Here is a 14708-nt window from a genome sequence, read left to right on the forward strand (position 1 = left end):
ATTGAAATATTATTTTCCAGATAATTATATATATGAAAATATCAATAATAAGATGTACGTAATTATTAATTAATTATAATAAGTAGTTGTTTTATTAATTAAATTATTAAAAACAGATTAATGTTAGGATATTTGTTTAAAGGGTAAATTTGCATTATTATAATTTGCGTTTTTGCCAGGCAACCTATGTTAAATTTTTGATAAAATTAATTATGAAGAAAAAATTACTTAAAAACCGCTCCTGGGTATTTATACTTCTGGGCTTTTTCTTTACCCTGTCCCTGGCCAACGCTCAGGACAAGATGGTAATGGGGAAGGTAAGCGATGAAAATGGAGCAGGCCTTCCAGGCGTTTCCATCACTGTAAAAGGTAGCAATGCCGGTACTAACACGGATGTTAATGGTGATTACAAAATCTCAAATGTAACTCCTGCCTCTGTTCTTGTTTTTTCTTCAATCGGATATTCCAGAAAAGAAATCCTGGTAGGAGATAAAACCGAGATCAGTTTGAAAATGGACGTTGATGCGGCGAATTTGGAGGAAGTTGTAGTAACGGCCTTAGGAATTTCAAAGGATAAAAAAGCTTTGGCATATGCTGTGACAGAAGTTAAAGGGAGTGATTTTACACAAGCTCGTGAAATTAACCTTGGAAACGCTTTGTCAGGTAAGATTGCCGGTGTAAATGCTTCAAGTACAGCAACGGGTCCTGGTGGATCCAGCCGTGTACTTATTCGTGGTAATGGTTCTCTAAGTGGTGGGAACCAACCTCTGTATGTGATTAATGGTGTACCTATCGACAATACAAACGTTGGTAGTGCAGGTATGTGGGGAGGTTTTGATACAGGGGATGGTTTGAACAGTATCAACCCGGATGATATTGAGTCTATTTCAGTATTAAAAGGCGGAACAGCAGCAGCACTTTACGGTTCGCGCGCAGGGAACGGAGTAATTCTTATTACTACTAAAACTGGTAAAGGCAGTAAAGGTATCGGCGTTGAATACAGTGGAACTTACACAGCAGAAAAAGTTCGTAACCTTACAGACTGGCAATATCTTTTTGGATCAGGAACACAAGGTGTAGCTCCCGGAAGTAAGGATGAAGCCATTGCTAATGGCGCTGTTTCCTGGGGTAGTAAATTAGATCCATCTAAACAAGTAATTCAGTTTGATGGTGTCGCCCGTCCATATGAAGCGCAAAAGAAAAATATTGAAAACTTTTATCGTACAGGAAGCACGTTTTCCAATACGGTTGCTGTCTCTGGTGGAGATGAAAAAATGAATTTCAGATTTTCAGCTTCTAATGCAGATTCAAAAGGTGTTGTTCCTAATGCTTCTTTCAATAGAAAATCTTTCAATTTGAGTGTAAATGCGAATTTAGCCAGAAAATTGATTTTCGAAAGTGTTGCTCAGTATAATATTGAAGAGGGAAGAAACAGAAGTTTCCTTTCTGATACCCCAAAAAACCCAAACTTTGCCGCATATATGCTTGCGACAAACGTGGATATCAGAAACCTTGCGCCTGGTGTTGACAGCAGAGGTTATGAAACCCTTTGGAATGGTAGCACCTATTCTCAAAATCCTTACTTTGCTACTGACTATGTAAAAAACAGTGATGATCGTAAGCGTTTTTTAGGGTCTTTCAGTCTTAGATATAATCTGGCAAACTGGTTATATGTAAGAGGCCGTTTGGGAACTGACTTGAATACAATTGATTTTGTAAGCATTGAACCTACGGGTATTGCTTATTCTACGAGAGGATCAATGGGACAAAACGCCCGTAAAATCAGTGAAACAAATGCTGAACTACTTCTTGGTGTAAATAAGGATTTCGGAGATTTTAGTTTCAATGCAATCCTGGGTGGTAACAAAATGTACCATGTTAACCAAAACATGTATATTGGAGGAAGTAATTTCGTAATTCCTTTCAACTACTTTCTGGGTAACCTTCAAAGCAGTGATCGTAATATTGAATACAAACCGTACAAAATCAATTCTACTTTTGTATCGGCAGATTTAAGCTGGAGAAATATTTTGTTCCTGACTTTTACAGGTCGTGAAGACTGGTTCTCTACATTGGCAAAAGCAAATAACCATATTTTCTATCCATCAGTTGGTCTTGGTTATATTTTATCTGATGGTCTTAAATCAAAACCAAACTGGTTGACATACGCGAAGGTTCGTGGTTCTTGGGCGCAGGTTGGTGGAGGATATCCTGATCCTTATGCACTTAATCTTACATATTCTCTGCAAGGAAATCCATATTCAAGCTATCCTTTGATGAATATTGGTACCAACACGATTCCTAACCAGAATCTTAAACCAAATACATCTACAACAACTGAATTTGGTCTTGAAACCAAATTATTCCAGAGTCGCATCAATCTGGATCTTACTTATTACAAACGTGTCACAACAAACGATCCTGTTAAGGCTTCCACATCTTCGGCAAGTGCTTATTCCGATGTATTGTTGAACGTTGGAGAAGTTAGAAACCAGGGTATTGAGCTTTTGTTATCAGGAACTCCTTTCAGATCTAAAAATGGTCTTTCATGGAATGTAAGCTTCAACATGGCTTACAATGACAACAAAGTTGTAAAAATTGCTGACGGACTTCCTACTTTGTCTCTTGACGAATCCCGCACACGTAATGCCTATATCTATCACTTCGAAGGACAGCCTTATGGTATGATCGCTGGTTCAAGAATGAAACGTAATGAAGCAGGGCAGGTTATTTATAACAGTGCAACCGGAATTCCTGTACAAGGAGATTTTGAAATGCTTGCTCGCGGTGTTCCTCCGATTACAATGGGTTTAACAAACACAATTTCATTCAAGGGTATTTCTTTGGGAGTGTTGCTTGATGGTAAGTTCGGCGGATATATTTATTCAGCAACCAACGCTTTTGCAATGTCACGCGGACTTCTTAAAGAGACTGCTGAAAATGGTGTTCGCGAAACAGGTGTTGCACTTAAAGGAGTGGATCAGAATGGAGCTGAATTCTCTAAAACTATTACTGCTCAGGATTATTATTCAGGAATTGCGACAACGATTACAGATCAGTCAATCTTCAAATCTGATTTCGTAAAACTGCGCCAGATGACATTGGGTTATAGTATACCTAAATCTGCTTTTGGTAAACTCCCTATTCAGTCAGCAAGTCTTTCTTTTGTTGCCCGTAACCTTTTCATTCTTTACAAAAAGACGCCTAATGTTGATCCTGAATCTTCATTCAACAGTGGAAACGCACAAGGTTTGGAAATGTTTGGAGTTCCTCCAACGCGCAGCTATGGCTTAAACCTGATGGTTAAATTCTAAAAATTGATCTGAGAAAATGAAAAAATATATCAATAAATCGAAACTGGCAATTCTTGGCGGGATCTTTACAGCAGGTTTGGTCACAACCTCTTGCGACAAAGGATTCGTTGAGTTGAATACCAACCCGAATGCAGTTACAACACCTGTTTTAGAAAACATGTTTACATATAACATCGTTAAAACAGGTGGAACTGGTTATGAAAACCACCGTGGAAATCTGATTTACGCAGGTGCCATGATCCAGCATTTTGCATCACTGAATACATACTGGTCGGGTGACAAATACCTGTCTAACGTTGAGTATTACAGTGCGTATTTTGAAACGGCTTATGCTAATCAGGTTAAAGAAATCGAACAGATTATCAGCCTGACAAAAGATGACGCAGCGTTGAGTAATAAATATAATATTTCTCGTATCTGGAGAGCCTTTATCTATCACCGCATTACGGATTTGTATGGTGATATACCATACTCAGAAGCCGGAAAAGGCTTTTTGGACGGTACACTTGCACCAAAATACGACACCCAGCAGTTTATCTACACAGATATGCTAAAGGAACTGGATGAAGCTGCTGCTGCCCTGGATGCTTCAAAAGAAAGCTATGGTGCTGCTGACGTTCTATATTCAGGTGATGTTGCTAAATGGAAAAAATTTGCATATTCTTTAATGCTTCGTCTGGGAATGCGCGTTACAAAAGCAGATGCTGCAATGGCGCAATCCTATGTAAAAAAAGCAATTGCCGGCGGTGTAATGACAAGCAATGATGATGTCGCAAGATTGCTTCATTATAATACCAACGACAATAACTGGCTTCAGGAAGGTAATTTGTTAAAAACACAGGAATATGACGCGACTAACCTTAAAGGAAAAGGAAATAGTAAGCTGAGTAAAACTTTTGTTGACTTTCTTCAAACAAATAACGATCCTCGTTTACCATATATAGCAACGTTATGGGAAGGCAATGCCGATCCTAATGCTCTTCCAGCAAGTTCAGCTCCGGCAGTGCAAAAAGGATTACCGAACGGTTACGACCCAACTACAATCAAAACATTGATTCCAAGTTGGAACGATGCATCTCTGGCAACTTATTCAGAAGCTAATCTGAACTATATCGCTAGCAATGCAGCGCCAACGGTGTTCCAGTCATATGCAGAAGTTGAATATCTTTTGGCGGAAGCTGCTCTTCGTGGCTGGGGGGATGGTGCTATTGCTGCGCACTATAATAAAGGTGTTACGGCTGCAATGAAATTGTTCTCTCTTTACGGAGCGACAATCACAGATGCAGAAATTAGTGCATATCTGGCTGCTCATCCTTTCCCGGCAACAGGCGAAGCGGCAGAAATGAATGCTATTCATACACAATATTGGGCGGCAACATTCCTGAATTCTTATGAAGCTTATGCTAACTGGCGCAGAACTGGTTATCCTGTTTTGACTCCAACGAATTATGCTGGAAATGCTACCGGAGGTGTTATTCCTCGTCGTTTGAGATATCCTGCTTCTGAGGGTTCAAAAAATGCTGTTAACTATAAAGCCGCAGTTGCGATTCAAGGTCTTGACGATTTCCTGACTCGTGGATGGTGGGATAAATAAACATTTTAAAACGAGTTAAGCGAGTATCACTTAACTCGTTTTATTCCTACTTATGAATAAATTAAAACTTCAACGCATTGTTGAAGTTTTTTTAGTTTTTATATAATATCTTTCGTTACATTTTTCATAATCTTTTCATGTTGACGAACAGGAATTTGCCGCTTTACTTATCACAAATTTTTTTGCTGAGCTTTCTCATTTCGGGTGTAAAAGCGCAGCAGCCACTTTTTCAGTTACTGACACCAAAACAAACTAACATTGAATTTCGTAACGACATCAATGAAGACGAAAGTCTGAACGTGATGGCTTATGAATATTTTTATAATGGTGGTGGCGTAGCTGTTGGAGACGTAAATAATGACGGGTTTGATGATGTATTTTTCACGTCAAACATGAAATCGAATAAACTCTATCTGAATCTTGGGGCATCGAGTGGCGGAGCAATAAAATTTAAAGATATCACCGGATCAGCGGGAAAAGGTTTGGAAGGCAGAAAGGGCGGCTGGAAAACCGGCGTCACCATGGCGGATGTAAATGGTGACGGATTGCTGGATATCCATATTTGTTACTCGGGAAAGGTAGATGACGAAACTCGAAAAAATCAGCTTTTTATAAATCAGGGGATCAAAAACGGCTCTGTAAGTTTTTTAGAACAAGCCAAGGAATACGGACTGGATAATATCAGTTACAGCACACAAGCCAATTTTTTTGATTTTGATAACGACGGTGATCTGGATATGTTCCTGTTGAACCATAGCGTCAAAAAAATTGATAACATGGAATTAGCCAATTTTCGTAAAGAAACGGATGAATTGGCAGGTAATAAATTGTTTGAAAACAGAAATAATAAATTTGTAGAGGTAACCAAAAAAGCAGGCATTTATCAGTATCCATTAACCTTTGGTCTGGGCGTTGCCGTTGCCGATATCAACCAGGACGGCTGGCAGGATATCTACGTCACCAATGATTATAATGAGCCGGATTATTTGTACATCAATAGCGGAGACGGCACTTTTCGTGAAGAATCCCAAATGTGTTTTCGTCACCTCGCCCAGTTTTCAATGGGTTTGGATATAGCTGATTTCAATAATGACGGATTGCCTGATATCATGTCGCTTGACATGCTTCCGGAAGATAACCAGCGTCAAAAACTTTTACAGCTTCAGGAAAATTATGAAGCTTTTGAATTGATGATGAAGCAAAATCTGTACAAACAGTATATGCGGAATATGCTTCAGCTGAATAATGGTGATGGTACTTTCAGTGAAATCGCGCAGGTTTCGGGTGTTTCTAACACGGATTGGAGCTGGTGCCCGCTTTTGGCAGATTTTGACAATGACGGATACAAGGACTTGTTTGTCAGCAACGGCTATCTAAGGGATTATACAAATAAGGATTTTCTAAAATATTGGGGAGAATATAAAATCAAGAAAGCGGTAAGTAAAGAACCGTTTTTATTGATGGATCTGGTGAAAGCAATGCCTTCAACCAAACTTGCCAATTACATTTTCAAGAATAATAAGGATCTGACTTTTAGTAAAATGCAGGATACCTGGGGCCTGAATAATCCTTCTATTTCCAGTGGTGCAGTTTACGTGGATCTGGATAATGATGGTGATTTGGACCTTGTGGTTAATAATATTAATGAGCCCGCTTTTGTATACCAGAATATGGGTCGTGAGCAATTAAAATCTTCTTATTTGCAGATAAAACTGAAACAATCCGAAGGAAATACAAACGCCATTGGTGCAAAAGTTTATCTGTTTTCAAAAGGGAAACAACAATATCAGGAAGTAAACCCGAACCGCGGATATTTGTCTTGTTTGCCCGTTAAACTTCACTTCGGGTTAGGAAATGATACGCAGGTGGATTCTGTAAGAATAATCTGGCCGGATCAGAAAGAGCAGTATTTAACCAATGTCGCGGCGAATCAACTTCTGGTTGTAGAAAAACAATCCGGAAAATTGAAAAAAGTAAAAACAGATCAGAAAAAAGAAAAGACTGTTTTTACCAAAGCAGAAAATCTGATAACGTATCAGCATGAGGGTTTCAACGAAAATGATTTCAAAAGACAACCGTTGATGTTATCCATGTACTCCCAAACCGGACCGATCATTGCCAAGGGTGATGTGAATAAAGATGGTTTGGAAGATATTTACATAAGCGGTGATCAAAACAAACAGGCGAAAATCTATTTGCAGGATTCCAAAGGTGATTTCAAGGAAATGCTTGGTTTTTCGATTGGTGATGAAAATTTATCCGGCAATTCCGCCACACTTTTCTTTGACGCGAACGGAGATGGTTATGATGATTTATATATCGCCAAAGGTGGTTATTCACTTTTTGAACCAAACACATTCTCTCTTCAGGACGAAATTTATCTGAACGATGGTAAAGGAAAACTAAACCTCGCCGTATTGTCGATGCCGAATATGAAGGCTAGCAGCAAATCCTGCATAAGAGCTTGTGACTATGACGGCGACGGCGATCAGGATTTATTTGTAGGTGGCAGGATTATTCCTGGACGTTATCCTGAGGCACCGACTTCATTTCTTTTGACTAATAATGGAAAAGGAGAATTCACGGTTACCCCGGTTCCATTTTCAAAAGTAGGAATGGTTACCGATGCGCAATGGGCTGATCTTGATGATGATGGGAGAAAAGATCTTATCATCTGCGGAGAATTTATGCCGATTAAGGTTTATGCCAATACAAAAGAAGGTTTCGTTGATAAAACGTTGCAATATTTTACGGAAGAAGAATCCGGTTCCTGGTCTTCGATGATCATTGAGGATCTGGATGGCGATGGAAAAAAGGATATTGTGGCCGGGAATTTTGGTATTAATTCACAAATCAAAGTTTCCCACAAAGAACCGGGAGAATTGTATTTTGCCGATTTTGACAAAAACGGTTCCATCGATCCGTTTTTCAGTTTTTACGTTCAAGGAAAATCCTATCCGTTTGTGAGTCGCGATGAGTTGAATGACCAGATTTATCCGATGCGAAAGAAATTTGCCTTTTACAAAGATTACGCAAGTGCCAGTATCACAGATATTTTTTCTCCGGAAGTTTTGGCAAAGGCAGGTAAGCTGGATTTTAACGAAGCACGCTCCGTTTGTTTTATGAATAAAAACGGACGTTTTGAAAAACAGATTTTGCCAATCCAGGCTCAGTTTGCACCAGTGACTTCAATTTTATACCAGGATTTTGACCGTGACGGAAATAAGGATTTATTGTTATTGGGGAATAAATCAGATAACCGTTTGAAATTGGGCAGTATGGATGCAAATTATGGATGTCTGTTAAAAGGCGACGGAAAAGGGAAATTCGCTTATGTCAGTCAGGCAAACTCTGGTCTTTCTGTTGCTGGCGATGTAAAAACGGCTTTTGAAATAAAAGTCAAAAAACAGCCAGTCCTGGTAATCGGCGCATTCAATAAACCCTTGCAATTCTATCAATCAGATAAAAAATAATGAAGAAATTTTTAGTAGTAGTAAGCTTGTTTTTTTGTCATTTTGCCAAAGCCCAGAATTTAGGAAAAGAACTGGATTCACATTTGCAGCCAGCGATTTTTGCCGTTACGATGGTGATGATACATGATGTTGCCAACCCGCCCGCCGCAAGCAGATTTTACACTTATTGCTTGTTGGGGGCTCAGGAGATTATTTCGCAAAACAATAAATCTATAACTTCTCCAACGGCTTATATTAATGATCTAAAAAAGATTGAAATAGAAACCAAGGGTACTTACGACTATAAAATCGCTGCTTTATTATGTATTCTTGAAACCGGTAAAATTATTCTTCCTTCCGGATATATGCTGGAAGAGGATGAAGCAAAACTTATTGAAACTCTAAAAAAACAAGGATTTACCGACGCCATTATTCAGCAATCTATTTTGGTTGCGCAAGAGGTTGCGAAAAAAATCATCGTTTTCTCCACGCAGGATAATTATTCAAAACTTAGTACAAGATTAAGATATCGCCCGCTCAAAGGAGAAGGTCACTGGTACCCGACACCACCTGCGTATATGGAAGGCGTTGAGCCGCATTGGCGGACAATCCGGCCGGTTATGATTGATTCAAGCGGTCAGTTTAAACCAAAACCGGAAATACCCTTCAGTAAGGATACATCGAGCACTTTTTACAAACTTGCCTATGAAGTTTATTCCGCAGGCAAAAATATGAATGAGAAAACCCGCGCCATTGCTTCGTATTGGGACTGTAATCCTTTTGCCATCAATACTTCCGGCCATATGATGATCGGGTTTAAGAAAATCAGTCCGGGCGGTCACTGGATGAATATTACGAGTATTGTTACAACCAAGGCAAAGGTTGATCTTGATCATGGAATTATGATTCATGCCACAGTTGCTGCAACTTTAATGGATGCATTTATCAGCTGCTGGGATGAAAAATATAAAGGTAGTCGTGTCAGGCCCGAAACTGTTATCAATCGTTATATCGATCCCCGCTGGCAGCCGCTTTTACAAACACCTCCATTTCCGGAATATACCAGCGGACATAGTGTGATTTCGTCCGCCGTGGCCGAAATACTGACTTATTTTCTTGGCGATAATTTTGCTTTCACTGACAATACGGAAGTCATATTTGAATTGCCGACCAGAGACTTTACTTCTTTCCGCCAGGCTGCCGAAGAAGCTTCCATATCACGGCTTTATGGAGGTATTCATTTCAGGGATGCCATAGAAAACGGGCAGGACCAGGGTAGGAGAGTTGGAGAATTTGTTGTTGCTAAAATTAAAAGAGCGGGGATCATACCAGTAAAGATTAAATAGAGGTGCGGGAAGAATAAAATTTTGCAATATGTATTATTCTTGAATTATTATAACTGAATTAATTAATTTGAAAAAATATTGTTAAAATAAAATTAATTTTATCCGAATAAGTTAATTGCTAAATGGTTTCTTTTAGTTTTAATAGAAAATTAAAATATAACCCAATTAACCTATGTTAAAAGAACTACGACCTTGGCTGCTGACTTTACTTGCAGTAGCCTTATTCACCGTTCCGATCTTTGCCCAGGATGTCACTGTAACTGGTACTATTCTGGATGAAAACGGAGCCGGATTGCCAGGTGCCAACATTCTTCTTAAAGGCACAACCCGTGGAACAAATTCAGATGGTGAAGGAAAATTCAGTTTGTCTATTCCATCTGCCGGCGGAACATTTATTATTTCTTCGGTTGGTTATTTACCAAAGGAATTAAATGTAAGTTCTTCTACTACCAACGTAAATGTTGGTCTGGAACCCGATGTAAGAAGTTTGAATGAAGTTGTTGTAACCGCTCTTGGTATTGAGCGCAGCGCGAAATCGCTGACTTATGCAACACAGCAAATTGCAGGAAAACAATTAACAGATAACCGTGATGCCAACTTTGTAAATACACTTTCCGGTAAAGTTGCCGGTTTGGTCGTTTCACAAGGTGCTGCTGGACCGGGTTCCGCAGCCCGCGTAATTTTGCGTGGTAACAGATCCATCACAGGTAATAATAATGCACTTTTTGTAGTTGATGGTGTACCTATTGACAATAGTTTGCTTGGTCAGGTTTCCAGCGATTTTGGTGGAAGCAACTCTTCGGATGGAGCATCAAATATCAACCCGGATGATATCGAGTCGATGAACGTATTGAAAGGTGCAGCAGCTTCTGCACTTTACGGTAGCCGTGCAGCCAATGGTGTTATTATGATCACGACCAAAAAAGGAAAAGCCGGTCAGATTTCTACAAATATTAATTCTGGTGTGACGATGGAATCTCCATTTTTACTTCCAAAATTACAGAACGAATATGGACAAGGAAGCGCAGGAGTGGCAGGAACCGGGGCAAGTAGCTGGGGACCAAAAACGACTACATATCCCAATAACATCAGCGATTTCTTCCGTCACGGTGTTTCTACAAATAACTCAATTGGTATCTCCGGTGGAACTGATAAAATTCAGACCTATACTTCTTACACCAATAATTATAACCAGGGCATTGTACCGACCAACAATTTGATGCGTCACACATTCAATATGCGTATCAGCAGCCAGGTTACCAGCAAATTATCTGTCGATGCAAAAATTACTTATGTCAATCAAAAAATTGACAACAAGCAGTTGACCGGAGAAGCCAGCAATGTAATGCAGCTTTATAAAATTCCGCGCAGTGTTGATTTGGATACTTATAGAAATTATGAAGGCAGTGACGGATATCCAACATATTGGACAACTTCGTCTATCTACACTAACCCTTTCTGGAATATTTATAAAAATACAGGACAGGAAAAAAGAAACAGAATTACGGCACTTGGTTCTGCCAAATATCAGCTTACAAACTGGTTAAGTGTTCAGGGCCGTATAAGTTATGACCGTTACGATGATGTGGTGACTAACAGAACTGCTAACAACAGTTTGGGAGGTTTGCCAGGTGGTTCTTACAGCGATTACCAAAACAATGTCTTGGAACGTAACCTTGACGTGCTTCTTTCTGGTAACAATAAACTTGGAAAAGACTTTTTGTTGTCATACAACCTGGGAGCAGGTCAAACACACAGAGAGTATTCTCAAATTGGTGGTAATGCAGGTGGTTTGACCGTACCAAACAGATTTGACCTTTCTTTCGCAAGAACGCTGACTAAGATTGCGGATTACTCGGAGAGAGAATTACAATATGTATTTGGAACAGCTTCACTTTCTTACAAAGATTTCATTACGATTGACGCTTCTGCCCGTAATGACTGGTCTTCTACGCTTCCAAAACCATATTCTTACTTTTACTCCTCTTTCAGCGGTAATGTAATTCTTTCAGAAGCATTAAAAATGCCTCAATGGATCAGTTTTGCCAAAGTACGTGGCTCGTGGGCTCAGGTAGGTGCTGACACGGATCCTTACCGTCTGAACCAGAATTACACGTTTTATCAGGGTGGAAATGGCGGAGGTTACATTTCAAGAGACAACACGCAGCCGGCAACAAACCTGAAACCGGAAATTTCATCTTCTACTGAATTTGGAGCTGATTTAAGATTCTTCAACGGAAGATTGGGTATTGACGCGACTTACTATATTTCCAACACTGTTAACCAGTTGTTAAGCTTGGGTAAAGCGCCGGCATCAGGTTTCTTGTCCCAGTATATCAATGCAGGTAAAATCAGAAACGAAGGTTTTGAAATTACCTTAACTGGTAAGCCGATTAAAAACGGAAAACTGAATTGGGATATAACGCTTAACATGGCAAGAAATGTGAACACCATTATCAAACTTGATCCAAACATTAAATCTGCATTCCTTTCAGGTGGATATGGCCGTACGGCTTCTCCAATTGTCAAAGAGGGAGGTTCCTATGGAGATCTTGTAGGTTATAAATGGTTGAGAGATGCACAAGGCAGATTTGTAGTAACTGCTCCTGATGCTGATGGCAAAAATGGTGGTAAACCAGTTTCAACAGCAACTCAGGATGAAAAGGTTGGTAACTTCAACCCAAAACTTACAGCCGGTTTGAACAACTCGTTTTCTTATGGAAACTTCGTTGCAAGCTTCCTGATCGATGCACGTATTGGCGGACAAATGACTTCTGGCAGCCAGGCTATTCTTGCTAATGATGGAAATGCCGACTACACGACTAACTTCCGTGATGGTGGCTGGATAATTCCGGCGGTAACTACAACCGGAGAAACGAACACAACGCCAATCAATGCGGAAACTTTCTGGACAACTGCTTCGGGTGGACGTTATTCATGGGCTGAATTCTTCACTTATTCAACCACAAACGTTCGTTTAAGAGAGATTACAGTAGGTTATAACATTCCTTTCGGAGAGAAATTTTTCTTCAAAAATGCACGCGTATCGTTCGTTGCCAGGAACCTGTTCTTCATTTACAGAGGTTACGCAACATTGGACATTCCGGGTATTGCAAAAAGAAAACTGCCATTCGATCCGGACGTAACCCTTGGTTCAGGAAACTATCAGGGTGTTGAATATGGAACTATGCCTTCAACCAGAAGTATTGGTTTAAATCTAAAATTAAGTTTCTGATCTAGTCCAGCGACAAATTGATTTAAACCTTATCTAAAACATTGTAAAGAATATGAAAAATATAAATAAATGGCTTCGCAGATCTTTTGTGGTAGGTTTAGTTTCAAGCACCGCGGTGGTTTGGAGCGGCTGTACCGGAGATTTTGAAGAAATGAATACCAGTAAAACCAAGCTTACTGCCGCGGCCGTAGGAGAAGACGAGCTTCCGTTCTTGTTTTCAAGAGCTCAGCAGCAGGCTTCCTATTCTGGTGGTACGTATCAAATTGCACAAAATCTTTTTGCAGATTTATATGCACAATATTTTGCTACAACAGCTACATATTTCCCGTCGGACCGCTACGTAATGCGTTTCGACTGGCTGACTGGTCACTGGAATCCGATTTACACAGACGTTGTGCCGCAGTTGAAAAAAGTATTCGAACTTGCGGACCCGGCTTCTGCGGAATATTCTCTGGCCAGTATCATGTGGGTTTATGCATTTCACCGCGTAACGGATTATTATGGTCCGGTTCCTTATTTCGATGCGGGTAATGGAGAAAACACAGTTAAATATGATGCGCAAAATTTAATCTATGACGATTTTTTCAAACGTCTTAATACTGCAACAACCGCTTTGAAATCAAAAACATCGGAGAAACCTTACGATACCTTTGATATCATGTACGGTGGTGACGTCACCAAATGGATCAAATTTGCCAATACTTTAAGATTGCGTTTGGCACTTCGTATTTCCAAAGTAGATCCTGCCCGTGCCAAAACAGAAGCGGAAGCAGCTGTTGCCGGTGGTGTGTTTACGGATATCGCTGACGATGCTTATATGGTGAAAAACCTTGCTGGTGATGACCACAATGGTTTGGCAAGAATCGCGATCTGGAATGAATTCCGTATGAGTGCATCCATGGAATCAGTTTTGAAAGGAACTGAGGATCCCCGAATTGGTGTGTACTTTCAGCCAGCATCCAAAACCAATACTTTTGAAGGTGTTAGAAATGGTTTGACTGCTGCGGAACTTGGTATCGATGCCAACAGCAATGATAATAATTCCAACGTTGGTGCTCATTGGGTTACAGGTTCAGGTGCAAACTGGGATAGTCAGTTAACTGTTCATCAGGATATCATGCATGCTTCGGAAGCTTATTTCCTTCGTGCAGAAGGTGCTTTGAATGGCTGGAATATGGGTGGCGGGACTGCAAAATCCTACTACGAGCTGGGTATCACAACTTCATTATCTCAGTGGAATATTACAGGAGCAGCGGCAACAGCATTTATTAACAGCACCAAAACACCGGTAGCTCCGGCTGATCAGCAAAATTCTCCAGCCATTTCGAATATTGCAGTAAAATGGGATGATGGATCATCGGAGCTTGTTAAGCGCGAGCAAATCGGTACACAGAAATGGCTTGCCATTTATCCTGATGGTATCGAAGCGTGGGCTGAGTTCAGAAGAACACGTTTTCCTAAGTTGTACAATGTCGTAAATTCAGATAATGCGGACGTGCCGAAAAGTACGTTCATCCGCAGAATTCCGTTCATAGATGCAGAAAAAGCAAGTAACGGAGCAGCCGTCCAGGCTGCCGTAACCTTATTGGGTGGTCCCGATAAAGCAAGCACTCCGCTGTGGTGGGATAAAAATTAATACCTGGCGGGTATTGTACCAGTTAGCAAAAGGCAGGCTTTATGCCTGCCTTTTTGTTCTTACTTTGTAAATTTAGTTTTGTTAAATAACGGTAATAAGCCGCAATTTATTTACCGGAGTTAATATTTCTG

Annotated in this window: 6 protein-coding genes; all 6 read left to right on the forward strand. The window is 40.1% G+C overall.

All coding sequences use genetic code 11. From position 1 onward, the window contains the following. Nucleotides 1–212 precede the first annotated feature (212 nt). Nucleotides 213–3314, forward strand: a complete 3102-nt coding sequence (locus IEE83_RS04210) for a SusC/RagA family TonB-linked outer membrane protein (protein ID WP_194119373.1) — start codon at nt 213–215, stop codon at nt 3312–3314. A 16-nt stretch (nt 3315–3330) separates the two neighbouring features. After that, a complete protein-coding gene (locus IEE83_RS04215) occupies nt 3331–4908 on the forward strand; it encodes a SusD/RagB family nutrient-binding outer membrane lipoprotein (RefSeq protein WP_194119374.1) in 1578 nt (525 codons plus the stop codon). Between the two features lie 185 nt (nt 4909–5093). Further along, nucleotides 5094–8381: a VCBS repeat-containing protein gene (locus IEE83_RS04220; RefSeq protein WP_228101987.1), complete on the forward strand. Its 3288-nt coding sequence runs from the start codon at nt 5094–5096 to the stop codon at nt 8379–8381. Then, on the forward strand, nt 8381–9706 hold the full coding sequence (locus IEE83_RS04225) for a vanadium-dependent haloperoxidase (protein ID WP_194119376.1): 1326 nt from the start codon (nt 8381–8383) through the stop codon (nt 9704–9706). Before IEE83_RS04220 ends, IEE83_RS04225 begins: the two co-directional genes overlap by 1 nt. Nucleotides 9707–9878: 172 nt before the next feature. After that, the gene (locus tag IEE83_RS04230) at nt 9879–12941 is read left to right on the forward strand and encodes a SusC/RagA family TonB-linked outer membrane protein (RefSeq protein ID WP_194119377.1); all 3063 of its coding nucleotides are present in this window, start codon (nt 9879–9881) and stop codon (nt 12939–12941) included. A gap of 52 nt (nt 12942–12993) precedes the next feature. Beyond that, nucleotides 12994–14577, forward strand: coding sequence for a SusD/RagB family nutrient-binding outer membrane lipoprotein (locus IEE83_RS04235; protein WP_194119378.1), 1584 nt, complete (start codon nt 12994–12996; stop codon nt 14575–14577). Nucleotides 14578–14708 lie beyond the last annotated feature (131 nt).

Source organism: Dyadobacter subterraneus (assembly GCF_015221875.1).
GTDB lineage: Bacteria > Bacteroidota > Bacteroidia > Cytophagales > Spirosomataceae > Dyadobacter > Dyadobacter subterraneus.